Origin of the sequence: Nocardia yamanashiensis NBRC 100130, assembly GCF_001613325.1 — a bacterium.
In the GTDB taxonomy this organism is placed as follows: domain Bacteria; phylum Actinomycetota; class Actinomycetes; order Mycobacteriales; family Mycobacteriaceae; genus Nocardia; species Nocardia yamanashiensis.
This window is the reverse complement of sequence record NZ_BDCD01000020.1, coordinates 241,632-264,861: the sequence shown is the minus strand read 5'-3', so window position 1 is coordinate 264,861 and position 23,230 is coordinate 241,632. Positions and strand designations below refer to the sequence as shown.

22 protein-coding genes and 1 pseudogene are annotated in these 23,230 nt (G+C 67.3%); 12 read left to right on the top strand and 11 right to left on the bottom strand.

The window, feature by feature from the left end; all coding sequences use genetic code 11:
* Window positions 1-232: 232 nt before the first annotated feature.
* Window positions 233-2,158, bottom strand: a complete 1,926-nt coding sequence (locus tag NY1_RS24250) for a UvrD-helicase domain-containing protein (protein ID WP_067717641.1) — start codon at window positions 2,156-2,158, stop codon at window positions 233-235.
* A 129-nt stretch (window positions 2,159-2,287) separates the two neighbouring features.
* Window positions 2,288-2,800, bottom strand: coding sequence for a hypothetical protein (locus NY1_RS24245; RefSeq protein WP_067717637.1), 513 nt, complete (start codon window positions 2,798-2,800; stop codon window positions 2,288-2,290).
* Window positions 2,801-2,973: 173 nt separating this feature from the next.
* Here NY1_RS24245 and NY1_RS24240 point away from each other — a divergent pair, with 173 nt between their 5' ends.
* The 3 genes from NY1_RS24240 to gcvT all read left to right on the top strand — a co-directional run bounded on the left by NY1_RS24240 (window position 2,974) and on the right by gcvT (window position 6,273).
* On the top strand, window positions 2,974-3,801 hold the full coding sequence (locus NY1_RS24240) for a hypothetical protein (protein WP_067717634.1): 828 nt from the start codon (window positions 2,974-2,976) through the stop codon (window positions 3,799-3,801).
* Between the two features lie 773 nt (window positions 3,802-4,574).
* Complete coding sequence (locus tag NY1_RS24235) at window positions 4,575-5,102, top strand: hypothetical protein (RefSeq protein WP_067717631.1); 528 nt, start codon at window positions 4,575-4,577, stop codon at window positions 5,100-5,102.
* Window positions 5,103-5,172: 70 nt separating this feature from the next.
* The gene (gcvT, locus tag NY1_RS24230; RefSeq protein ID WP_067717629.1) at window positions 5,173-6,273 is read left to right on the top strand and encodes a glycine cleavage system aminomethyltransferase GcvT; all 1,101 of its coding nucleotides are present in this window, start codon (window positions 5,173-5,175) and stop codon (window positions 6,271-6,273) included.
* Between the two features lie 58 nt (window positions 6,274-6,331).
* Here gcvT and NY1_RS24225 read toward each other — a convergent pair whose 3' ends face one another.
* A complete protein-coding gene (locus NY1_RS24225; RefSeq protein WP_067717625.1) occupies window positions 6,332-7,183 on the bottom strand; it encodes a DUF8017 domain-containing protein in 852 nt (283 codons plus the stop codon).
* Between the two features lie 119 nt (window positions 7,184-7,302).
* On the opposite strand from NY1_RS24225, the gene NY1_RS24220 reads away from it, so the two are divergent.
* A complete protein-coding gene (locus tag NY1_RS24220) occupies window positions 7,303-8,406 on the top strand; it encodes a branched-chain amino acid aminotransferase (protein ID WP_067717622.1) in 1,104 nt (367 codons plus the stop codon).
* 104 nt (window positions 8,407-8,510) lie between these two features.
* Here the strand turns inward: NY1_RS24220 and NY1_RS24215 are convergent, their stop codons facing one another.
* The 4 genes from NY1_RS24215 to NY1_RS24200 all read right to left on the bottom strand — a co-directional run bounded on the left by NY1_RS24215 (window position 8,511) and on the right by NY1_RS24200 (window position 11,964).
* Window positions 8,511-9,224 (bottom strand): MBL fold metallo-hydrolase, encoded by a 714-nt coding sequence (locus tag NY1_RS24215; RefSeq protein ID WP_067717613.1) that lies wholly within the window; start codon window positions 9,222-9,224, stop codon window positions 8,511-8,513.
* Window positions 9,225-9,237: 13 nt separating this feature from the next.
* On the bottom strand, window positions 9,238-10,128 hold the full coding sequence (locus NY1_RS24210; RefSeq protein WP_169815392.1) for a homoserine O-acetyltransferase/O-succinyltransferase family protein: 891 nt from the start codon (window positions 10,126-10,128) through the stop codon (window positions 9,238-9,240).
* A gap of 93 nt (window positions 10,129-10,221) precedes the next feature.
* Entirely contained in the window at window positions 10,222-11,193 is a 972-nt protein-coding gene (locus tag NY1_RS24205) for a carbohydrate kinase family protein (protein ID WP_067717804.1), read from the bottom strand.
* Window positions 11,194-11,613: 420 nt separating this feature from the next.
* Complete coding sequence (locus NY1_RS24200; RefSeq protein WP_067717607.1) at window positions 11,614-11,964, bottom strand: HesB/IscA family protein; 351 nt, start codon at window positions 11,962-11,964, stop codon at window positions 11,614-11,616.
* A gap of 221 nt (window positions 11,965-12,185) precedes the next feature.
* Between NY1_RS24200 and NY1_RS24195 the strand changes: the two genes are divergently transcribed.
* Window positions 12,186-12,836, top strand: a complete 651-nt coding sequence (locus tag NY1_RS24195; RefSeq protein WP_067717604.1) for a DUF3043 domain-containing protein — start codon at window positions 12,186-12,188, stop codon at window positions 12,834-12,836.
* A gap of 64 nt (window positions 12,837-12,900) precedes the next feature.
* Here the strand turns inward: NY1_RS24195 and NY1_RS24190 are convergent, their stop codons facing one another.
* Entirely contained in the window at window positions 12,901-13,344 is a 444-nt protein-coding gene (locus NY1_RS24190; protein WP_067717601.1) for an SgcJ/EcaC family oxidoreductase, read from the bottom strand.
* Window positions 13,345-13,415: 71 nt separating this feature from the next.
* A complete protein-coding gene (locus NY1_RS24185) occupies window positions 13,416-13,664 on the bottom strand; it encodes a hypothetical protein (protein WP_067717595.1) in 249 nt (82 codons plus the stop codon).
* Window positions 13,665-13,870: 206 nt separating this feature from the next.
* Between NY1_RS24185 and NY1_RS24180 the strand changes: the two genes are divergently transcribed.
* The 5 genes and pseudogenes from NY1_RS24180 (at window position 13,871) to NY1_RS24165 (ending at window position 19,024) form a co-directional block, all read left to right on the top strand.
* The gene (locus NY1_RS24180; protein WP_067717582.1) at window positions 13,871-14,836 is read left to right on the top strand and encodes a helix-turn-helix domain-containing protein; all 966 of its coding nucleotides are present in this window, start codon (window positions 13,871-13,873) and stop codon (window positions 14,834-14,836) included.
* Between the two features lie 21 nt (window positions 14,837-14,857).
* Window positions 14,858-15,475: a LysE family translocator gene (locus tag NY1_RS24175; RefSeq protein ID WP_067717579.1), complete on the top strand. Its 618-nt coding sequence runs from the start codon at window positions 14,858-14,860 to the stop codon at window positions 15,473-15,475.
* Between the two features lie 153 nt (window positions 15,476-15,628).
* Window positions 15,629-16,216: pseudogene (locus tag NY1_RS44705) on the top strand (bifunctional adenosylcobinamide kinase/adenosylcobinamide-phosphate guanylyltransferase); the annotation flags it as partial.
* A gap of 543 nt (window positions 16,217-16,759) precedes the next feature.
* The gene (gene cobT, locus NY1_RS44700) at window positions 16,760-17,848 is read left to right on the top strand and encodes a nicotinate-nucleotide--dimethylbenzimidazole phosphoribosyltransferase (protein WP_233434460.1); all 1,089 of its coding nucleotides are present in this window, start codon (window positions 16,760-16,762) and stop codon (window positions 17,846-17,848) included.
* A 432-nt stretch (window positions 17,849-18,280) separates the two neighbouring features.
* The gene (locus NY1_RS24165; protein WP_067717576.1) at window positions 18,281-19,024 is read left to right on the top strand and encodes an adenosylcobinamide-GDP ribazoletransferase; all 744 of its coding nucleotides are present in this window, start codon (window positions 18,281-18,283) and stop codon (window positions 19,022-19,024) included.
* A gap of 91 nt (window positions 19,025-19,115) precedes the next feature.
* Here the strand turns inward: NY1_RS24165 and NY1_RS24160 are convergent, their stop codons facing one another.
* Complete coding sequence (locus NY1_RS24160) at window positions 19,116-19,736, bottom strand: TetR/AcrR family transcriptional regulator (RefSeq protein WP_157762455.1); 621 nt, start codon at window positions 19,734-19,736, stop codon at window positions 19,116-19,118.
* A gap of 239 nt (window positions 19,737-19,975) precedes the next feature.
* Between NY1_RS24160 and erm the strand changes: the two genes are divergently transcribed.
* A complete protein-coding gene (gene erm, locus NY1_RS24155) occupies window positions 19,976-20,782 on the top strand; it encodes an ErmE/ErmH/ErmO/ErmR family 23S rRNA (adenine(2058)-N(6))-methyltransferase (RefSeq protein ID WP_067717564.1) in 807 nt (268 codons plus the stop codon).
* 98 nt (window positions 20,783-20,880) lie between these two features.
* On the opposite strand, the gene NY1_RS24150 is transcribed toward erm, so the two are convergent.
* Window positions 20,881-22,125 carry an FAD-dependent oxidoreductase gene (locus NY1_RS24150; protein WP_067717562.1) on the bottom strand — a complete coding sequence of 415 codons (1,245 nt, stop codon included), beginning with the start codon at window positions 22,123-22,125 and terminating at the stop codon, window positions 20,881-20,883.
* 252 nt (window positions 22,126-22,377) lie between these two features.
* On the opposite strand from NY1_RS24150, the gene NY1_RS24145 reads away from it, so the two are divergent.
* Window positions 22,378-23,172, top strand: coding sequence for a bestrophin-like domain (locus NY1_RS24145; RefSeq protein WP_067717561.1), 795 nt, complete (start codon window positions 22,378-22,380; stop codon window positions 23,170-23,172).
* The last annotated feature ends 58 nt before the right edge of the window (window positions 23,173-23,230 follow it).

Genomic DNA, 23,230 nt, shown 5'->3' with positions numbered 1-23,230 from the left:
GTGGTGAAGACGGATCCGGACTCACTATTTCCCCTGTTGGATGCCTTCTCCGGCAAGATTCCGACCCGAAGGTACGTGCTGGAGCGAAGTAGCCAAAGGGTAGCCAAATAGCTGCGAAGATGCCAGCGGCCGTGGTTCTCGGCACAGCTCGAGACGCCGAGGATCAGCGTTCCAGCGACGCGGTCGATGGACTCGAAGCGGCGCTAATCGGAGCGGTGACGGGCGGGTCTGCTCAGCCCTGCACCCGGCACTCCCACACGTAATCCCGTGCCCGGCTCCGGGCCACCATGATCTGCCGCGCAGCCAGTTCCGGGTCGTCGGGAAGGGCGGATTCGCGGACTATGTGGAAGACGGCCGCGAAATCCATGCCCTTGGCTCGGTGGACGGTGCCTACTTTGATCCGGGTGTCGTCCGTGCCGTCGTAGTGCTCCAGGGACAGGGTGCGGAAGCGTTGGCGGGTCAGGAAGTCGCGGATGTGTTTCGCGTCGCGGTGGTTGGTGATGATGGCGATGTCGCCGGGGGCGAAGCCGCAGGTTCGGATTCGGTGGAGGAGGGCGGCTTCCAGGTCTTTGGCGGGGAGGGATTCGAGGGTGGCGGTGCCTTCGGGGAGGACGGCTTCGCTGTCGCGGAGGGTGTAGGCGGGGGAGCCGTCGAGGTCGTCGACGGTGTCGGTGGCGTTGATTTGCTGGGCGAAGGTGAGGATGGCCTCGCGGTTGCGGTAGTTGATGCGGAGTTTGGCGCCGCGGCCGACGATGGGGATGCCGGCGTCGCGCATGCGCCAGCCGCCGGGGTAGACCTGCTGTTGGCCGTCGCCTACGAGGAGCAAGGGGGAATCGGGGGTGCCGCCGGCGATTTGGTGGACCAGGCGTAGTTCTACGAAGGTGAAGTCTTGGACCTCGTCTACTACTACCAGGCCGTAGGGGTCGTCCAGCGGGGCGGCGCGGAGTTCTTCGGTGGCGGTGGTGATGAGGTCGTTGTAGTCGGAGAGGCCGCGGGCGGACAGGAGGGCTTGGTAAGGCTCGTACAGTTCGTGCCAGACGATTTCCTTGCGGCGGCCATCGAGGGTGATGCCGTGGCGGCTGGTGCGGTCTACGCGTTTGTATTCGGCCAGGGTGGTCAGGCCGAGTCCCTTGATGATGCGGTCGATTTCGTCTTGCCAGTAGGAGGGGCTGGGATGGATGGGGGTCAGCAGGTCGCGGGCGCCCCACCGCCAGATGTCGGCGAAAGCGGTCCTGAACTTGCCTTCCTCGGGATTGAGCGGCTTGCCGCGCTCTTTGAGGAATTCTCTTGCCCAGGAGTGCAATCCGATGAAGGTCGCGCGGTCCGCGGCGTGCGGAGCCAGTTGGGCGAACCCTGATCGATGGTAGGTCGGCAGGGTTTTCACGAAGCTGGTGAAGAGCAGGCGGCCGGGGTTGCGCTTCGCGAAATGCGCCATACGGTGCACGGCGACCACGGATTTGCCGGTGCCGGCGGGGCCGCTGAAGCGGGCCGGGCCGTTGAACTTCCGGTACACCAGGTCGAGCTGCTGGGGGTCGAGGAAGGTCATCCAGTCCTTGAACGGGCGGGTCAGCATGCGGTGGCGTTCGCTGTCGCGCAGGTCCGTGGAGTCGAAAAGCCCTTCGGTGACCGTTGTTTCGGCGCTCGGCGCGTCGTCGGCCGAGAGCAGTTCGAAATGGTCGGATCGGGCTGCCACTTCGAAGGCGATATCGCGGGCGCGCTGGCGCGTCAGTTGTGCGGCCTGGCTGAACAGGTGCTTCGGCAGGCTGGTCGGATCCAGGACGGTGTAGGAGCCGGAATCGGCTGGAGCGGCGGGTCGCTCGGACAGCACCAGCAGTTCGATCATGTGCGGCACGTACCGGTGTTGTCCCGCGGTCACATTCGCGAACAGCTCTTCGGCTTTCACCCGAATTCGCGTCAGGTGTTCACGTTCCGGGACGTGATCGGCGAAGACGAACGCGAACACCCCGGGCGGGCCGATCGCGAACGCTCCGGCCCGGCCTGTGGGCGGGAAGGTCTCGCCGCGGTGGACGAGCACATGCCATCCGCTCTGCATGAGCGGCGCGGACAGGAACAGCCGATGCGTGCGGGACAATGCCCGGAACGTGCCCAGCTGTTCCTCGACCCACTGCCGCCGCTTCTCGCGCCGCATGTCAACCATCGGATCAACCCCTCGATACCTTCGCGGCCCCCTGCGCCGCGAATCGAGTATGAGTGAGATGTCCGCAGAAAGACTGTGGTTCAAGGAGATTGGCGGGCTCGGCGCTGGCCGTTTAGTGCGAGCGGAGGCTCAGAGGACGTTGCGGAAGGGCTGCCAGGTGGCGTCGGAGGAGACGAACAGCTGGACGTTGGAGTCCGGGATGTTGGGGAGGGCTTTGGTGCCGGGGAACTCCGCGCGGCGCAGGGTGAGGCCGACTATGACGGGTTGCCAGGTGCGGTTCAGGGAGCGCATGTGCTTCTCGATCTCGGTGAGGGTGCCGATATCGCCGAAGACGTCATAGCTGATGCCGTCTTTCAGGGCCTTCCACTGCGTGAGAATGATCGGGTAGCTGTTCACGTCGGCTTCGGTCGCCGTGTTGTAGGCGATGTCGTAGCGGCGGCCGGGGGCGTTCCATTCGCGTTCGAAGTTCAGGCCCTGAGCGGCATTGCCTTGATGGAGTTGCCAGCGCAGGAACTGGACGACGCACCATTGTTCCCAGCCGCCGTTCTTGGAGAAGCTGACTACCTCGTTGAGGGCGACCGCTTCGGCGGCGGCCCATTGGGTGAGATCACTGAAGAGATTGTCGATCGTAAGTTTCCGCATCGTGTCCTCCGCGGTGCTCGTGTCCCCGAAATCATGGTAGGGCGGATGAAATTCGCAGGGACGCGGTTCATCTGACGGATCGTGCCATCCTTGGGCACGTCGGCGAGCCGGGTGGTCGGTCCGGTTATGTGTCCCAGCCGAGCCGGGCCGGGGGCCGTTCCGAATATCAGGTCATGAATGATCAGCCGTTGATTCCGGTGGGGGACATCTGGCGCATGACGGACGCGTTCGGCACCCGGATCGCGATCATCGCCGGATTCGGGCTCGGTGAGGAACAATCGGTGTATTGCCTCGATGTCGATGTGTGCGCTGAACCCGAGATATTGGGTGCGGGCGAGTTCGCCGCTCTCGAAGATGCCGTGCAGGCATGGCGATTCACCGTGGGCGATACCGCGGCCGACTCCCGCGCGGATGTCGTGAGTGATCCGCAGTGGCTGACAGGTGTACTCGAATACGCCGCAACAGATCTCGACAATGATGCCGACCGTGATGTATCAGATAGGGCTCAAGCGCTCACGCGGAGATGGCGGGACGAAGGCGTGCAGCCGAAATCGGATGAACCGCTGTCATTGTCGGACACTTCGCAGATCGTGGACGTCTTCATCCGATGGCATCGCGAACGCTTCAAAACCGCGGTCGACGTCTCCGCCGCTGTCGCCCTCGCCTGGCATTGGCACACGGTCGCGATTCGCGGCACCTGGGGCCGGATTTCACCCCACCGTGCCGCTCACCTCCGAGCCGTCATCCACGGCTGGGATCACAACGAGATGGTCCGCGCGGCAGCCCTCAAACTACTGCCGCGCTGGGTCCTTTTCCTCGGCGAATGCGGTAAATTGCCACCGTCACTGGTGCAGTCGGCCGTCGATGCGGCAGCCAAGGACGCCTGCGCGTCGTGTGCGCATCAGTGCTGCGACGACACCGAAGTCACGCCGACACCGAGTCCGGCCCTTCCAGAATCACCTTCCGAATCGCCTGCAACACAACGGCCCGATGCGGAATGACCAGATGTCCCGGCTTCGGCTCGCTGACCCAATGCCAATCCGCGGGATGATCCGAACTCGGCAACATCACCCGAGACCCGCGTGCCGGGAACGTAACCCCGTAGGCGGTAAGCAAACTCCGCATACGCACCGGCACCCCGTGATACGGCGTCGGCGCCGCCACCAGAAACGCCCATCGCCGATCCCGTGGATCAGCCACCGCCGGCGTCGCGGGCAATTCCGCGAGCCGATCTCGCACCTGCGCCCCCATTCCCGCCGGAATCTCGATCGCCTCCACCTGTTCCCCGCTGGTGAGATATAGGCGAGCGGCGAACATCTCCACGGGTAGCCCGAAGCGGGAATGCAACAGGTGTGCGGATTCGTGTGGCGAGCAGCATGATTCGAACATCGGAACCTCCGGAAGACGGTGTGGTGTGCACCCGGCGGCGGGGACGCGGCGGATATTTGCATGGACCGGACGCGAAGGCTGGAGAACTTCGCGTCGGATCCGCGGCGTGGGGCCCGAATGCGGAGGGTTGGGGCCCTTCGACCCGGCGCCGGGTGCAGAAATATTGTGCGCCCGGATGTTTGCCATCGGAGTGACGTCCTGATGGCTATCCGATGACCGGCTGTAACGTCGCGGTAGCCGAACGTGCCAGAGTGGCTGTGAGTTGATTCACCGTACTGGACGGCCTTGTTTTTAGTGTGAACCGCATTGGCACGTAACCGATTTGGTTGTCGGTGGGGTGCTCTACGGTGAATGCGGTCGATGCGTCGAACGGCATTGGAGCGGAATGAGCAACGCTGTCCTGTCCCTCGTGGTGGTGCTGAACAAAGTCGAGGATCGTCTTGCGGTGTGGCATGTGAATGTCGGGCGGCCGATCGGGCTATCGCGATTGTCCGGAGCTTGGGTGCTGGGGGCGGAACGGGAAGAGGTGGCGTCGTTGACCGCGGGGTATCGGGCGTTCGATTGCGGGGAAGGCTCGCTCGACGGGCTCGAAGTCGCCGGGGTGATCGATTTGGATGCCACCGTCGCGGCGGCCCGGGCGGAGGTTGCCGCGGTGGATGAGGCGTTCACCGCGCATCAGGAGCTAGGGAACAAGCTGGTTCGGCCGCAATGGCCGGAGATCGGTCATCCGCTCGAGACTCGGTTGCCTTCGAGCGAAATCGATGAGGCGGTGCGCCCGGTGCTGGCTGCCGCTCGGGGGATCGCGGACTTGGCGGATGCGTGGGCGGCGTTCGAGTCATTGCGGACGGCTCGATCGTTTCTCGCGGATCTGGGCGGGAAGGTTGCCCGGCCATTGCCACTCACGGTTCGGTGAGCCGATCGGCGGCGTAGTGGTCAGTCGGTGGGATACGAGTGGAAGGGGCGGGACCGATAAGCTCTGACGGGTGACCGACGAGAAGCTGCTGCAGGGACCCATTCATAACGTCCACGTTGAGTTGGGCGCCACCTTCGCACCGTTCGGGGGGTGGGAGATGCCGGTTTCCTATGCGGGGACCGTGGGGGAGCACACTGCCGTGCGCACCAATGTGGGACTTTTCGATGTCAGCCATTTGGGGAAGGCGACCGTCAAGGGCGCGGGGGCCGCGGCGTTCGTTAACTCGGCGCTGAGCAACGACCTGAATCGGATTCGCCCCGGGAAGGCGCAGTACACGCTGTGCTGCACGCCCGAGGGCGGGGTCATCGATGACTTGATCGCCTATTACGTGAGTGACGACGAGATTTTCCTCGTGCCCAACGCGGCGAATACCGCCACCGTGGTGGCCGAGCTGGTGAAGGCCGCGCCCGAGGGCATCACGGTGACCGATGAGCATCGGGAGTACGCGGTGTTCGCGGTGCAGGGGCCCAAGTCGGCGGAGGTGCTCGAGAAGCTGGGGCTGCCGACCGAGATGGAGTACATGGCGTACGCCGACGCCGAGTGGGAAGGGCGACCGGTTCGGGTTTGCCGGACGGGCTACACCGGCGAGCACGGGTACGAGTTGCTGCCGCGGTGGGCGGGTGCCGAGGCGGTGTTCCGGGGGATCCTGGCCCAGGTCGAGGCCGCCGGGGGACAGGCTGCCGGTCTGGGCGCCCGGGACACCCTGCGGACCGAGATGGGTTACCCGCTGCACGGACATGAACTGTCCGTTGATATTTCGCCGCTGGAAGCGCGCACCGGGTGGGCCGTCGGCTGGAAGAAGGACGAGTTCTGGGGCAAGGCCGCGCTGGAGCAGGAGAAGGCCGCAGGACCGAAGCGGATTCTGCTGGGGCTCAAGGCGATCGACAAGGGCGTGCTGCGGCAGGGCCAGACCGTGATGAAGGGGGACGCGAAGGTCGGGGAGACCACGTCCGGGACCTTCTCGCCCTCGCTGAAGATCGGTATCGCGCTCGCGCTGCTGGATACCGCGGCGGGGATCGAGCCCGGCGACGAGGTCGAGGTGGATGTGCGCGGCCGGCGCTTGCGCTGCGAGGTCATCCGCCCGCCGTTCGTTCAGGCCAAGACGGCGTAATCACTGAGATCGCCCGCCTGCCAGGGGTTTTCGGACCGGCGGGCGGGCGATCGTCGTTTCAGCACCAGGTGCCGACCACCGAATCGTCCTGCTTGCACTCGGCCTGCGAGAGATTCGCCGGACGCAGGGTCATGAACATCTGCCGCATGGTGTCCGCGGTGGCGGCGTCGGAGACGTCCTGGTCGGCATAGATCACCATCACAACCGACTGACCGTTATTCGCTGCGATGGCCACCGCGTGCAGCACCGCGCTGGCGGTGTTCTTGCAGTCGTAGGGCGCCGCATTGGCGATGGTCGCGGTGACATGCGCGGCCGGTCGGCCCTGGATGGTGAGCTCCTCGGTGCCGCTCAAGCTGATCTGACCGGCCACTTTGCCTTCATCGGAAGCCGCCACCTTGGCCCAGTTGTCGGCGACGGCGCGCGCCGCATCAGCCGGAATGCCCAGCCGGGAACCGGTCACCCCGGCGATAGCGCGCGGACTGTAATCGCCGCACGCCTTCTCCCTGAAGTTCGACGCCCCACTCATGACCACCCGATTCCCGCCGTCCTCGAACCCCACGATGGTGGTCGGCGTCCGGACATTCCAGTCGGCGGGCACATCGTACGCGGCATTGCGCGAGATCGAATACGCGGTCTGCCAGCCCGGGACCACGGCGGGGATGACCGCCTTGGGCGCGGTCGTCGTGGTCGGCGTGGTGGTTTTCGGTGCATGGGTCGCCGTGTCCTGCGGCCCGTAATTGTCTGCGGGAAGCGCGTTTCCATTGACCACATGATCAGGTTGCAACGCCGCCACGGCCAGCACCGCGATCAACGCCACCACCGACACCAGGATCAACGCGAGCAGCCACGGCCGGGTCGACCGGGGCGGTTCGGGTGTGGCGGCGTATTCGGTAGGCGGCTGCTGATACACGCCGTCAACCCTATCGGCGTGCCGACCGCCCGGCTCGATTCCCGGGTTTGCCGCCGGGTGCGGCGCGGCCCGGGATACCGGCTCCCACCTCGCGTGCCCGGCGATTTAGACTCCAAGCCATGACTGTTGCCGCGAAGTTCAGCCGTGTCTCGCATCCCGCACCGAGTTCTGCGGAGCGGCGGCAGGAGATTCTCGCGGCGCCCGGCTTCGGGCGGTTCTTCACCGACCACATGGTGTCCATCGATTACGTGGACGGGCAGTGGGTGAACCCGACCGTCGAGCCGTACGCGCCGATCTCCATGGACCCGGCGACGATGGTGTTCCACTACGGTCAGGCCATTTTCGAGGGGCTGAAGGCGTACCGGCAGGCGGACGGCAGCATCGCCACCTTCCGCGTCGACGCCAATGCCGCGCGCTTCCGCCGCTCGGCCGCCCGCATGGCGATGGCCGAGCTGCCCGACGAGCTGTTCATCGAATCCGTGCGCCAGCTGCTCGAGGCCGACGCCGACTGGGTGCCCGCCGCCGGCGGCGAGGACGCGCTGTACCTGCGGCCGTTCATGTTCTCCACCGAGGTCGGCCTGGGCGTCAAGCCCGCCTCCGGCTACAAGTACCTGCTGATGGGCTCCCCGGCCGGCGCCTACTTCGCGGGCGGGCTGAAGCCGGTCAAGGTGTGGCTGTCCACCGAATACGTGCGCGCCGCTCCGGGCGGTACCGGCGAGGCGAAGGTGGCGGGCAACTACGCCGCGTCGCTGCTCGCCCAGCGCCAGGCCGCCGAGAAGGGCTGCGATCAGGTGGTGTGGCTGGATGCCTGCGAGCACCGGTACGTCGAGGAAATGGGCACCAACAACCTGTTCTTCGTCTTCGGCAGCGGCTCCGACGCGCGCCTGGTGACGCCGGAACTGTCCGGTTCGCTGCTACCCGGCATCACCCGCGATTCGCTCATCACCCTCGCCGCCGACGCCGGCTACGCGGTCGAAGAGCGCAAGATCTCCGTCGACGAATGGCGCAAGGGCGTCGAATCCGGTGAGATCACCGAGGTTTTCGGCTGCGGCACCGCCGCCGTCGTCATCCCGGTCGGCTCGGTCCGCTCCGCCGAAGGTGAATTCACCATCGGCAACAATGGCGAACCGGGCGAGGTCACCATGGCCCTGCGCGACACCCTCACCGGCATCCAGCGCGGCACCTTCGCCGACACCCACGGGTGGATGCGCACGCTCGCCTGAGCTGACAGCAGAACGAAATCCGCCCGCCCCGAAAGTATTCGGGGCGGGCGGATTGCTGTGCGGGATGTGGGCGTACGGCTCGGCGTGCACCGCTGTCCAATTGGTCAGCTGGGCATGAACATCTGCCACTGTTCGAGGGTCTGTGGGCGCATCACGTAGTTGTGATCGCGGATGTGCGAGAGGGCGGCGGACGGTTCGTCGGAGTACCAGTGGCCGGGGTATACGACCGGATCTCCTTGCAGCCCAGCCAGATAGCGCAGGCTGCGGAACATGTCGTCGGAATTGCCGCCGGGGAAATCGGTGCGTCCGCAGCCGTCCACGAACAACGTGTCGCCGGCGATCAACCGGTTCTCGAACAGGAAGCACTGGCTGCCGGGGGTATGGCCGGGCGTGTGCAGCAGTTCGATCTCGAAGCCGCCGACCTTCACCTTGTCGCCGTGGGCGTGGCCGGTCAGCTCACTGGGGGCGATGCCGGTCACATTGGCGACCCACGGCAGCTCTTCGGCGTTCACGTGCACCGCCACATCGGTCTTCTCCAGCAGCTCCTTGACCCCGCGCAGCGTGAAGCCCAGCATGGTGCCGCCGACATGATCGGGGTGGTGGTGCGTGGCCAGCACCCCGGTCAGCCGCATATCGTCCGCGGCCGCGATATCGACCAGCTGGCTCGCCTCGTACGCCGGATCCACCACGACGGCTTCGCCGGTTTCGCGATCGCCGATCAGGTACGCGAAGTTCCGCATCTGCGTGGCGATCGGATCGCCGACTGCCCAGTCGCGCCCGGAGAGCAGCTGTCGAAAATACAAACGGTCGGAAGCCATGCGGTAAGAGTAGCTAGGCGGCAAGTTGCGTCCCCGCAGTACACCGCTCAGTGACCGTGCGCAGCCAATTGGCAAAGAACAGGCGGGAGTGGGCGGACCAGTCGGCGGCGATCTCGGTGTAGTCGGCGGGCAGCGGCAGCTCGTCGAGCAGGCTCGGGTCACGCTGGGTGCGAACCAGTTCGGCGTGCGCGGTCAGCCGGGCATACACGTCGGCGGGGAAATAGCCGCGCGGAATGTCGGGGAATGACAATGTGGGATCGGCCAGCCAGCGCCGCAGATCGCGCCGGTATTCGCGAGCCATGGTGTCGCACAGGTACTCGGGATGACCCTGGATGAACAGCATCCCGTCGGGGCCGGCGGCGAGCTGCCATTCGGCTTCGGCGGAATCCAGCAGGATGGGCACCCCGGCGGCGCGCAGGTCCGCGGAAAGCATTGCGTTCCAGCGGGAATGGGGCACGAACACGGTCTCGGGCAGATCCGCGGTCAAGGGATCGGCCACCACCCGATGCTCGAAACACCCGTGCTGCCGCCGCGTCAACCGCTGCCGCTCCAGCCCGTACAGCAGATGCAGGGCGGCGTGCGCGGACTGGCAGGAGAACAGCAGGGACGCCCCGGCGCACTCGCGCAGCATGGCGTCGATGATCCGCAGGCACGGTTCGTCCGCGATATCGGCGGTGGTGGGTTCGCTGCCGCTGACGATCAGCGCGTCCATGGCGGCCAGCCCGGCCCAATCCACATCCTCGACCGGTCCGCGCGGATCCACCCCGAAAACCGTTGTCTCGAAATGGAATCCACCGGGGCCTAAATACTGGGCGGCCCCTTCCAGAGCCTCCAGGAATACCCGGCGAGTCATGCTCTCGGGTCGCAGCGAGATCAAGTCGACAATGCCGACCCGCACCACCATCATCAGGTCCTTCGAAATAAAAGAGTGTGCGCGCAGAAAACCGCACGCTGATCAACGAGGATCAGCGTGCGGGATGAACTTTTCAGGCAGGTGTCAGCGAAGAATACTTTCGATCTCGGCCGCCGCCTCCGAACCGTACGCTTCGCGCAGGCGCTTCAGAGCGACGTCGTGATCGAGGGTCCATTCCTGGGTGCCGACGGTTTCCAGGATGTGCACGGCGATGAGCGAACCCAGCTGCGCCGAACGCTCCAGCGACAGGCCGGCGGTGTGGCCGGTGAGGAAGCCGGCGCGGAAACCGTCGCCGACGCCGGTCGGATCGACCTTGGCGGTGTCGGGGACCACGTCCACGTGCAGCTCGGTGCCGTCGCGGTCGACGATCTTCGCGCCCTTGGAGCCGAGGGTGGTGACCCGGATGCCCACGCGCTCAGCTACTTCGGCTTCGGTGAGGCCGGTCTTGGACAGCAGCAGGCCCCACTCGTATTCGTTGGTGAACAGGTAGGCGGCGCCGTCGATGAGCTTCAGCGCCTGCTCGCCGTCGAGGCGGGCCAGCTGCTGGGAGGGGTCGGCGGCGAAGGGGATGCCGGCGGCGCGGCACTGCTCGGTGTGCAGGACCATCGCGTCGGGGTCGTTGGCGCCGACCAGAACCAGGGAGATCTCACGGTCCGCGGCGAGATCACCGATATTGATGTCGCGGGCCTCGCTCATCGCGCCCGGGTAGAAGGAAGCGATCTGGGCCATGGACTCGTCGGTGGTGCAGACGAAGCGCGCGGTGTGGGCTTCGGTGGAGACCTTGACGGCCGAGCAGTCGACGCCGTTGTCCTGCAACCAGTTCCGGTAGTCGGCGAAGTCGGGGCCGACCGCGCCGACCAGCAGCGGGGTCTGGCCGAGCAGGCCCATGGCGTAGGCGATGTTGCCCGCCACGCCGCCGCGACGGATGACCAGGTCGTCGACGAGGAAGCTCAACGAGACGTGCTGCAGCTGGTCGGCCAGCAGCACATCGGAGAATTTCCCGGGGAATCGCATCAGATGGTCGGTCGCGATGGAGGCGGACACGGCGATGGTCACGGCTGTGGATCCTTCGGTGACATGCGCGCACACCAACATTCGACGTGCGGACGCGGGGGCCGGGTAGGGGAGGGCAGCCGAGAGTGGCCGCACTTAGAAAATACAACGCCCGTTCCCGGAAAAGAACTGTCCGGGACGGTTTGTGTTCAACTCTCGAAGGTTGGTTCAACTCTCGAGACTCTCAGGGGCTTCGCCCCCGAACCCCCAGGGGCATGCTCCGGGGGTTCGCTCTCGAGCCTCCAGGGGCATGCTCCGGGGGTTCGCTCTCCGAGCCTCCAGGGGCAGGCTCCGCGGGCTCGCCCCGGGAAACCCCGGGCCGGAGCGCTGGAGGTTGCGGCTGGCGCCGCTGAGCACGAGTGGGCGTTGGACACACAACAGCGCGGAACCTCCGAAGGGATGTTCCGCGCTGGATGCGTTATGTCAGTTGAAGCTGTCGCCGCAGGCGCAGGAGCCGGTGGCGTTCGGGTTGTCGATGGTGAAACCCTGCTTCTCGATGGTGTCGACGAAGTCGATCGAGGCGCCCTGGATGTAGGGGGCGCTCATGCGGTCGACGGCCAGCTTGACGCCGCCGAACTCGACGACCAGGTCGCCGTCGAGCGAACGATCGTCGAAGAAGAGCTGGTAGCGCAGGCCCGCACAGCCACCCGGCTGGACGGCGATGCGCAGCGCCAGATCGTCGCGGCCCTCCTGGTCGAGCAGCGCCTTAGCCTTGGCCGCGGCAGCATCGGTCAGAGTTGCACCGTGAGTGGTGGGCTCGTTCTGCACAGTCATGGACTCTCCTAAAAGGACCTGTTTTCAACCCGTGAAATGCGCACGGCTCGGTGGCTGTCAACGCCGCTTCGCGGGCGACTATTCCCAATCCTACGCGGGAGTGATTCGGCAGGAAGGACCAGGGATTGCGGTCGCCACGCGATAGCCGGTGGGGTGGGCGACACAACAATCGGACGGACCAGGTTTTTCCGGCGGGCGTGCCATCGAATAGCCTGGTCGGCGTGAAGTTCTTGCGCCGCGAGTCCAATCCCGCATCCGAGTCCGTCAGTGCCGACGCCGGTGGTGCCGCGACGGTCGCGGACAAGCCGGTCACCCTCGGTAAAGGGCGGCCGACCCCGAAGCGCCGCGAGGCCGAGGGCCGCCGTCGTGGCCCGGTCGCGCCCGCGCCCAAGACCTCGAAGGAGGCGCGTGACCGCCGCAAGGCGCTACGTGGGTCCAAGGAGGATCGCAAGGCCGCGTCGGCCGAGCGCAAGGCGAGCATGCAGGATCGCCGCGCTCGCATGCTCGCCGGTGAGGAGCAGTTCCTGCTGCCCCGCGACAAGGGCCCGGTGAAGGGCTACGTGCGCGATATCGTCGACGCCCGCCGCAATCTGCTCGGCCTGTTCATGCCGCTGGCGCTGGTGCTCATCGTGAGCATGATCCTGTCGCCGGCGCTGCAGGCTATCGTCACGCTGGCCATGCTGGTCATGATGCTGTTCATGATCATCGAGGGCTTCGTGCTCGGGCGCATCGTGAATCGCCGGGTGCGCGAGCGCTTCCCCGAGCACACCGATTCCAGCTTCTCGCTCGGCTGGTACGCCTTCGTGCGCGCCTCGCAGGTGCGCCGGATGCGCGCGCCCAAGCCGCGGGTCAGTGCTGGCGACAGCGTCTAGTCCCCAGGACAGCCGGAGGCCGGGTGAGCGGAGTTGCTCACCCGGCCTTCGTGTTTCCCGGACCTCATTGGGGGATGAGGGTGTTCTGGCGGGCGGCGGTGTACCAGCGGCCGTCCTGCTTGACCAGCACGTAGAGCGCGATCATGGCGGGATCCTGGTCGATGAGCTCGCCGGTCGGCGTCGTCGCTCGCGCCACCTTGTGCGCGATCGCCACATCCGGGCGCAGGAAGGTGAGGTCCTGGATGTCGTAGCGGACGTACTCGTCCTTCAGGAACCCCGCCAGCCCCGCGGTATTCGCCGCCAGCAGCGCGTCGTAACCGGTCATGAGCGTGCCGACGGCATTGACGACGCCCGCGTTGGCGGTGAAGTCGGCGGTCATCAGCTCGGGATCGTTGGTGTTGTAACCGGTTTCGACATTGGCGATGATCTGCCGGATGGCGGCGATATCCGCCTCGTGATCGACGGTGGCGTCGGCGACGATCGGTGCCTGAATGTTCGCTGTGCTCATGACATTCAGGATTGATCCTCAACCATTATTGAGGTCAATGCCTTTCGCTGTGCGGCCGGTCACGTGCCGGTTCAGCCGTGCTCGCGCATCCCGGCGATTGCCCGGATGTCGTGTGCCGCGCGTTCGCGGTCCCGATCCTGGAAATTGGTGGAACCGGCCAGGTCCCAGCTGCTTTCGCGGTGGAAGGGGACCGCGCGGCCGGCGGCGGCGAACAGGGCGGTGAGGCGTGCGAGCCTGGCGTTGATGCGCGAGAACATGGCGGGTACATGCGATTCGGTAGTGGCGATGCGGAATTCGCGATTGCCGGAGAGGGTTGTCATGGCTACACCTCGAGGTCGTCGGTGGGGTGGGATTCGCCGCCGGCCATGGCGGCGCAGGTCAGAAAGCCCAGGGCGCTCATTGCGGTGCCGGCGGTGACGATTGCGGTCAGTGCGTCCATGGCAGTAAGTTTTCTCCAAGGAACTTTCTGCCAACAGTGGCTGTAATGACATTGTTCGCAAAAATCCAGCCAGGTAGGGTGGAGCCCATGCTGTCGAAGGTCGCCGTCGTACTCAACGACCGCCTCGCCATGTTCGAATTCGGCGTCGTCTGCGAAGTATTCGGCCTGGACCGGACTGCCGACGGACTGCCGGCATTCGACTTCCGGGTCTGCGGCGCCGAACCGGGCAAGCCGCTGACCACCAGTTCACCGGGGATCGCGGTGACACCGCAATACAGTCTCGCGGAATTGCGCGACGCGGATCTGGTGGCGATTCCGGCGTTCCCGTTCTCCGCGCAGATTCCCCTGGATCCGCGGGTGGTGGAAGCCGTGCGCGATGCCTCCGAGAACGGGGCCACCGTGCTGACCGTGTGCTCCGGGGCGTTCCTGGCGGGTGAGGCCGGGCTGCTGGACGGTCGCAAATGCACCACGCACTGGCGGTATGTCGAGCAACTGGCGGAACGGTTTCCGCACGCCACCGTGGACCCGGACGTGCTTTTCGTGGACGAGGGGAACCTGATCACCAGTGCGGGGACGGCGGCCGGGATCGACGCCTGCCTGCATCTGGTGCGGCGCGAACTGGGCAGCAGCGTGGCCAATGCCATCGCGCGGCGCATGGTGGTGCCGCCGCAGCGGGACGGCGGGCAGCGGCAGTTCATCGAACGGCCGGTGGTGGATTGCAGCTCCGATTCGCTCAGCGACACCCTGCACTGGATGGGGGAGCATCTCGAAATGCCGCACACCATCGATTCATTGGCGGCGCGCACCGCCATGTCCACCCGCACCTTCGCGCGCAAGTTCGCCGCCGAGACCGGGACCACGCCGGTGAAATGGCTGACCGGGCAACGGATTCTGCTGGCCAAACAGCTGCTCGAGGAGACCGATCTGGATCTGGAATCGCTCGCGGCGCGCTGCGGATTCGGGTCGGGGGCTTTGCTGCGGCACCACTTTCAGCGGCTGGTCGGCATCGCGCCGGTGGAATACCGGCGCCGATTCGGGGCGCGGGTGTCGTAGGGGGCGGTTAGCGTGTGGGGGATGAGTATCGAGTTTCTGCTGACGACGCTCGTGATCGTGGCGACGCCGGGCACGGGGGTGTTGTTCACGCTCGCGGCCGGGCTCTCGCGCGGGGTGAAAGCCAGTGTGATCGCGGCCTTCGGGTGCACGCTCGGCATCGTGCCGCACATGATCGCCGCCGTCACCGGGCTGGCGGCGCTGTTGAACGCGAGTGCCGTCGCTTTCCAGACGTTGAAGTACCTAGGTGTGGCGTATCTGCTCTACATGGCGTGGAACACCTTGCGGGACAAGGGCGCGCTGGCCGTGCCGGAGGAGACCACCGAAGCCGCGCCGTCCGCCGGTCGGGTCATCGCGTCCGCGATCCTGCTGAACGTGCTCAACCCGAAGCTGACCATCTTCTTCTTCGCGTTCCTGCCCCAGTTCGTGCCCACCGGATCGGCCGACGCGCTACCCCGCATGCTCGAACTGAGCGGGCTGTTCATGCTCGCCACCTTCGTGGTGTTCGCCGTCTACGGCGCGTGCGCGGCCGCCGTCCGCAGCCACATCATCTCGCGCCCGGTGGTGGTGGCCTGGATGCGCCGGGTCTTCGGGGTCTCGTTCATCGCCCTGGCCGGACGGCTGGCGGTGCAGAACCAGTAGGCATCGCCCGGGCCGGATCCGGGCCGCGGGACAGCCGTTTCGGGCGCGGTCCCGCGTCGCCGGGTGTCCGCGGTCCGGTCGTTTCGCGGCTGGATCACCGCTGCGGCCGTGCCGACTCCGCCGCCGTCCGGCTCCGGTTGATACCGTGCTGACGTGTCGCACACTGCTCAAACATCCGATCGGCCGCTCCGGACGCTGGTGCTCGGTGGAGCCCGCTCCGGAAAGTCGGCTTTCGCGGAACAGTTGGTCGCCTCGGAAGCGGTGCGGTACATCGCCACCGCCGTCCCCGACCCCTCCGACACCGACTTCGCGGAACGGATCGCGGCCCACCGCACCCGCCGCCCCGCCGACTGGACCGTCATCGAAGGCGATGCGGCCGCCGCCCTGACCGAGATCACCGCGCGCACCAGCGCCCAGGTCGCGGCAGCGCCGGCCGACGGCACGCAGCCCTCCGACTCGATCCCCGCAACACTGATCGACGACCTCGGCACCTGGCTCGCCGCCCGCATCGACGCCCGCGCCGCCTGGGAATCCCCCCGCGGCACCGTGGCCCCCGACGTCGACGCCCTCGTCGCCGCGGTCACCTCCTACGAGCACCGCCTCGTCCTCGTCAGCCCCGAAACCGGCCTCGGCGTCATCCCCGCCACACCCGTCGGCCGCCTGTTCCGCGACGAACTCGGCACCATCAACCAGCGCCTGGCCGCCGTCTGCGACGAGGTCTACCTCGTAGTCGCCGGCCAAGCCCTCCAGATCAAGCCCGACCGCGCCACCACCTCGGCCGCCCTCTCCGACGCCGTAGCCACCGCCTCCCTCGGCGCCCTCACCCAGATCCCGGCAGACGCCGCAGTAGCTCCCGCAACGCTCGATTCGACTCCGGCACGAGTCACCGGGGACGCGTCGGCGACGGCAAGTGCCGTGGCGGCAGCTGGTGCAACGGCGGCCGTCGGCACCGTCTCCGGCGGTGCCTCCGCCGATGTGGAAGCAGGCGGCGACTCGGCCTTCGCGGGTGCAGCGCGTACCGAATCGACTTCGGGCACGGGTGATTCGACCACGGCTCCCGGTCCGTACGGCGTTGCCGTGCCGCCGGCTTTCACGGCGGAGGCGGGCACCGGGGGAGCAGCGGCTGCCGACGGTGAGGTCGCTGCCGGCGGTGCGACTGTGGCCGGCGAGTTCGGATCTTCCAGCGCGACACCAGCAGTCGGCGAGGGCGCAGGTTCCGGCGCGACCCCGGTGGCAGGTTCGGTGGCCGGGGGTGTGGCTGCGAATCTCTCGAAGGGGCCTGCGGTGCGGGTGCGGTTCGGGCCGGTGGATGGGCCGGACGCGGTGGTGCGTAAGGGGGCGGAGGAGCGGCAGGGGCAGTTGACCAAGCCGGCGGGGGCGTTGGGAAGGTTGGAGGCGCTGGGGAATTGGGTGGCGGCGTGTCAGGGGGTGGTGCCGCCCAAGCAGTTCGAGCGGGCTCGGGTGGTGGTGTTCGCGGGGGATCATGGGGTCGCGAAGCATGGGGTGTCGGCGTATCCGAGTGAGGTGACCGGGCAGATGGTCGCCAACTTCCGGAACGGCGGCGCGGCGGTGAATGTGCTGGCGCGGCTGGCCGATGCCACGGTGCGGGTGGAAGACATTGCGGTCGAAGGGGATACGGCTGCCGAGATTTCGCGGTTCAAGGTGCGGCGCTCGAGTGGGTCGATCGATCGCGAGGATGCGCTGAGCGAGACCGAGGTGCAGGCGGCGCTCGCCGCGGGCGCGGCCATCGCGGATGAGGAGATCGATTCCGGGGCGGATCTGCTCATCGCGGGTGAGATGGGAATCGGGAATACGACCCCGGCGACCGTGCTGATCGCCACCCTCACCGATACCGAACCGGTGGTCGCCGTCGGCCGCGGCACCGGCGTCGACGATGCCGGCTGGATCCGCAAGACCGCCGCCATCCGCGACGCCATGTGGCGCGCCCGCCCGCACGTCAAGGATCCGGTCGCCTTGCTGCGCACCGCATCCGGCGCGGATCTCGCCGCCATGGCGGGCTTCCTCGCCCGTGCGGCCGCCCGCCGCACCCCGGTCATCCTCGACGGCGTCGTGGTCACCGCCGCCGCCCTGGTCGCCGACCTGCTCGCGCCCGGCGCCCGCGACTGGTGGATCGCCGGTCACCGCTCCAGCGAACCGGCCCACACCATCGCCCTCACCCGGCTGAACCAGGAACCGCTGCTGGACATGGAAATGCGCCTCGGCGAAGGCTCCGGCGCCCTCACCGCGCTCCCCATCCTCCGCGCCGCCGTCGCCACCCTCGCCGATATGGCGACCTTCGCCGAAGCGGGCGTCAGCACCGCCGAACCGGGTGCGACAGCCGAGGAGGCCAGCACTGCCGACGTCGGTGCGTGATGGCACACGGGTCCGCGCCGGCTCCAGGACGATGACGGCGCGGCCCGAGGCATGTTCGCGCCGAGACGCAAGTCGGCGATTTCCGTCGGCAGGCCGGCAGCTCGCGAGGGTGCGGTTGGTACGCATGGCTTATCAGCAGCTCGGCAGCAGGTCGGCAGGAGCGTCGAACTTCCAGAAGCGTTCGTGTCGGGCGATATTCGATGGTGAAGGACTCGACAGCGCGGCGGGAATCCACGTCATCGTGCGGTCCACGTTGCTGCTCGGTCATAGCGTCGCAGCAGGCGGGCGGGTGGCCCGCTTGGGAACAGCGGAATGCCCGCACCGAGCAATCAAGGGGAATCGTGGGACCGGTGGCAACCTGAGCGGGCGATCGGCTGGATCGGCCCGGGCGAGGGCGCGCTCGCTGTGGTTCGTCTCGAGGGAGTTGCGGTCATGAACGGTGTGCGGCTGGCTGTTTCGTGGTTGACCGTATTGCCGGTGCGCGGGCCCGACGAGGTGGACCGGAAGGCGGCCGGGCGGGCTATCGGCTGGGCGCCCGTGGTCGGGGTACTGCTGGGGTTGGGTGCGGCCGCGGTTCTCTGGGCGGTCGGTGCCGCCGGCGGTTCCTGGCTGCTGGCTGGGTTCGTCGCGGTGGCCGGGCTGGCGTTGATCACGCGCGGCATGCATATCGACGGCCTGGCCGACACGATGGACGGGCTGGGAAGTTACGGGCCGCCGGAACGGGCTCGGGAGATCATGAAAAGTGGTGGGGCAGGGCCGTTCGGGGTGGCTGCGCTGATCTTCGTGATCGGGATTCAAGCGGTGTCGTTCGCCGTGCTGGCGGAGGCCGGGCGGTGGGTTGCGGTGGTGCTGGCGGTGGCCGTCGGCCGGGCGGCCGTTGTGCTGGCTTGCCGGAAGGGGATTGCGGCGGCCCCCGGGGCGGGGTTCGGGGCGTTGGTCGCGGGGACGCAATCTCTGGCCGCGGGAGCGCTTTGGACTGTGGCAGCGGTCGCCGCTGGTGTCTGGGCTACCGGCGACTGGCGAGGCCCGCTGGGTGTGGTTGCGGCTTTGGGAATTTCGGCGCTGCTCGTGCGGCATTGTGTGCGCCGGTTCGGTGGATTGAACGGCGACGTGCTGGGCGCGGCGCTGGAGGTCGCGGTCACGGTGTCGGTTGGGATTGCTTCGCTCGCGGTGTGAGCTGCGGGTGCGGTGGAGTTTTGCTCCACTTTTGGCGCCCTGAATCAGTTTCCCGACGAATCAGCCCGAAAGTGGAGCAAAAGTCTCATGATCACTTTGGCACCAGTTGGCCGACCGCCGCTTGCACGAACTCGAGCAGGCGCTCGAGCGGGAAACGTTCCGGGTCGGTGAGTGCGGAGCGCAGCAGCTGCTCGCCGACCGCGAGCAGGGCGATGGCCAGGATTTCCGGGTCCAGGCCGCGCGGGCCGTCGGAGCGTTCGGCGGCCCAGGCGATGAGGGCGCGCAGGTTCGACAGGGCGAATTCGCGGGCGCGGGCGGTGTATTCGCGGACTTCGGCGGGGGCGTCGTCGGCGGGAAGGATCAGCAAGCTCGCCGAATCGCGGTGATGGGTGGCGGCGCGGAGCATATTGGCGGCGGCGGTGGCCAGGGTGGTGGCGAAGTCGGTGCGGTCTGCGGGGGCGGGCATAGCGGTGTCGAGTTGGGAGAGGACTCGGCGTTGCTCGCGTTCCAGCAGGGCCAGCAGAAGCGGGCCGCGGCCCGGGTATGCCGCATAGACACGCGGTTTCGCGAGCTGGACTTCCCGGGCGATGGCCTCCATGGTGGTGGCCGCGTAGCCGTCGCGGGTGACCAGGCGCAAGGTGGCGTCGAGGATCTGTTCGCGGCGGACCTCGAGATCCATGCGGGGCTGGCGGGGGCGGCGTTCGGCGGGCACGGGTTTCACGCTAGGGGACCGGCGTTGTGCCCCGCCGAGCGGATGGGGCCGAAATTCGATTGCTGGGTGGGGTGGGAGTTTCTAGGGTGGGCGGCATGTCATGTACCTGTTTCATGCGTTTGCGGCTGCGCCGGGCTCTGGCCCGCTAGCGGACGCAGGCGTCTGAATACGCGCGTCCGCAGGCGCGCCCAGGGCCCTTCGAGTGTTCCATTCCTCGAAGACCCGGAAGGGCAACTGCTGTGGCGCAGAACTTTTCATTTCAGGACAAGGTCGGGGTCGGTGGGCGGAGCCCACGGGATCGGGCCAGGCGGGAGTTGTCCCAGAATCTCCTCGTCGATGGCGAGGCGGTGGAATCGCTGCTGGCGGTAGCGGATCCGGGCGGGCGGGTGCTCGAACCGGGTGCTGGTGACGGGGCGCTGACCCGGGCGCTCGCGGCGCGTGGGGCGGCGGTCACCGCGTACGAGATCGATCCGGTGATGGCCAGGAAGCTGGCGGCGCGTACCCGCGCGGAGGCCGGAATCACGGTCGTGCGAGGCGATTTCACCAAGGCGCGGCCGCCGGGCGAACCGTTCGCAGTGGTCGGGAACATTCCGTTCTCGGCGACGGCGGCGATCGTGGATTGGTGTGTGCGGGCGCCCGCGCTCACCTCGGCGACCTTGCTCACCCAGCTGGAGTACGCCCGCAAACGCACCGGCGATTACGGGCGGTGGAGCCTGGTCACCGCGCGCAGCTGGCCGTGGTTCAGCTGGGAACTGGCCGGTCGGGTGGATCGGAGCAGTTTCCGGCCGATTCCGTCGGTCGATGCCGGCATCCTGCGGATCGACCGGCGCGCGAAACCGCTGGTGCGAGACCGGCGTAGCTACACCGAGCTGGTGGAGCTCGGGTTCTCCGGTGTCGGTGGTTCGGTGCGCGCGTCGCTGCGGACCCGGTATCGGGCCGTGGACGACGCGTTGGCGGCGGCCGGGATCGCGCCTGACACTCTGGTCGGATACGTGCATCCGGACCAATGGGTCAGATTGCATCACGAGCTCGCGTACCTGTCGTAATCAGCTGCGACAGTCCGTATCCGCGGTCGGCGTACCTGTTGTGATCAGCTGCGACAGTGCGCATCCGCGATCGTCCTATCTGGCAGCGCGGCGGCCGATCAGTACAGATCCGTGCTGCCCAGCCGGGGCGGAGTGAGCTGGATCGGTCCATTGGCGAGCCAGGCCCCGGCGGGCGGGCAGACGGGCGCGAGTCGCGCGGCGAGCGTGCGGCGGCGGCGCACGGCGGGATCGGTGGCGCGCATGATGCGGAGCGCCCGGGAGGACACATCGCGATTGTGTAGCCCCCAGGCGCGCCGGTCGGCGGCGCAGCGGGTGATGACCCGGTGCGCCTCCGCGCGGTCGGCTGAATGCACTGCGGCGGCAATGGCTTTCGCCGCATCGGTAGCGTCCAGCGCCCCGGAATTGAGCCCCCGCCCACCCCACGGCGCGAAGAGGTGCGCGGCCTCGCCAGCCAGCAGGACGCGGCGGTGCGGATCGGTGTAGGTGTCCGCGACGACCTGATGGAAGCGGTAGGTGGACACCCAGGTGATGTGGTCGGCGTACCAGGGCGAGACGATCGGCGCGGTCCAGTCCCGGATGCCGTCGCGGGTAGCGAGCTGTTCGGCATCGTCGCCGGGCAGGCATTGCAGGTCGATGCGCATGCCGCCGCGGAACGGCATGTGCATGACATTGCGGCCGTTCAGCTCGGGATGCCGATAGTGGAAGTGACCGGGCGTATTCGATGTCGAACCGTCGGGCAGTTCTTCGACGTCGACGATGATGAAGGGGGTGTCATCGGTATGGCCGATCATGGTCGCGCCGATGGCCTTGCGCACGACGGACCGGGCACCGTCCGCGCCGATCACATAGTCCGCGTCGAGAACACCCCCGGATCGCAAGGCGACACGCACCCCATCGGGATGGGATTCCAGGCCGGAAACGCCGCTCTCCCAGTGGAATTCCACCCCGGCTCGAACGCAGGCCTCGTACAGGTGCCGCTCGGTGACGCGCTGCGGCAAGCTGGTGACCAGCCGGTCGGCGCGCGCCACCCGGCCCAGCACTCCACTCCCGCTGCGGTAGTGAAAGATTCGCCGCCCCTCGTAATACGCGTCGTACCCGGTCACCCCGATGCCGTCCGCCGCGATGGCGCGCCCCAACCCGGGCAGCACCGATTCGAACCGCCGCAATGTCGGCCAAGCCAGCGCGATCGCCCGGCTGCCGGGCCGAATCCGTTGCAGCGGTTCCGATTCCAGCACCAGCGTGGGCAGTCCGCGCCGGGCCAGCCCGAGGGCGGCGATGAGCCCGACCGGCCCCGCGCCCACGACTACGCAAGGGTCTCCGGTGGATCGAATGTGCGGATTCATGACGTCCTCTCGCGCGGGCACCGCCGGACGGGCTCGATCATGAGCGGACCGCGGTGGCAATATCCGTACGGTAGCGTAACTACGACACCGTAACTAGCCTTCGGCCGAATCCCGCCGCACCCCAACACACCTGCGACGCGCCGCACGGAAACCTCCCGCGTAACAGATTGTTTGCGCTTCGCAATCCGACCGCCCCGTGGCAGCGAATACCTTCCGATCGAATCTGCCCGGGTCTGGAGATGGAGTCGCGCTATGGCTTTGCGTATGGGCGTGCTCGTGTTGTTCGCGGTCGTCGCGGTGGTGGTGTTCCTCGTCGGCGACAAGCTGCGGCCCAAATCGTGGCGGCATTCCGATGACGAGGCGTCCAGCACGATGGTGCTGGATCTGGTCAATATGTTCTTCGCGGCCATCGTCGCGTTCGTGGTGGTCATTCTGTGGCAGCAGTACGACACCGCGCACGCGCACACCGTGTCCGAGGCCAAAGGGCTGGTGACGGTATACGAAGCGGCCAATGATCTGCCCGACGACTACCGCATCCAGATCCAGGGATTGACGCGGGAGTACACCAAGCAGGTGGTCGGGGACGAGTGGGACGTGATGGATTCCGAGCGGCGGCTGAGCCCGGACGCGCAGGACACCTTCGACGATCTGCGGTCCACCGTGTCGGCGATTCCCGGCACCGATCCGGATGTGAAAGCGTTGCAGGACAAGGCGGATACCGCGCTGGACGCGGTCGCGGAGGCGCGCTACGACCGGGCGCTCGACGCCGAGTACAAGCTGCCGGGGTTCCTGTACGTCGCGCTCTGGTTCGGCACCGGCATGCTGCTGCTGGGCACCGTGCTGTCCGGGGTGATGGTCACCAAGCGCAGCGTGCTCATGACCGCGCTGTTCGGACTGGTGATCGGCGGCGTGATCGTGGCGATCTACCAGCTCGACCAGCCGTTCGCGGGCGGCAACACCGTGTCCAAAGAGGCCTACGAGCTGGCGATGTCGCGCTTCCAGCAGATCACGTCCTCCAGTACCGTCGGCGCGCTGCTGCCGCGCTGAGAATCGCACGCACGGAGGGATCCGCCCATGGCGCCCGCAACCAGGGATGGCCGAAACC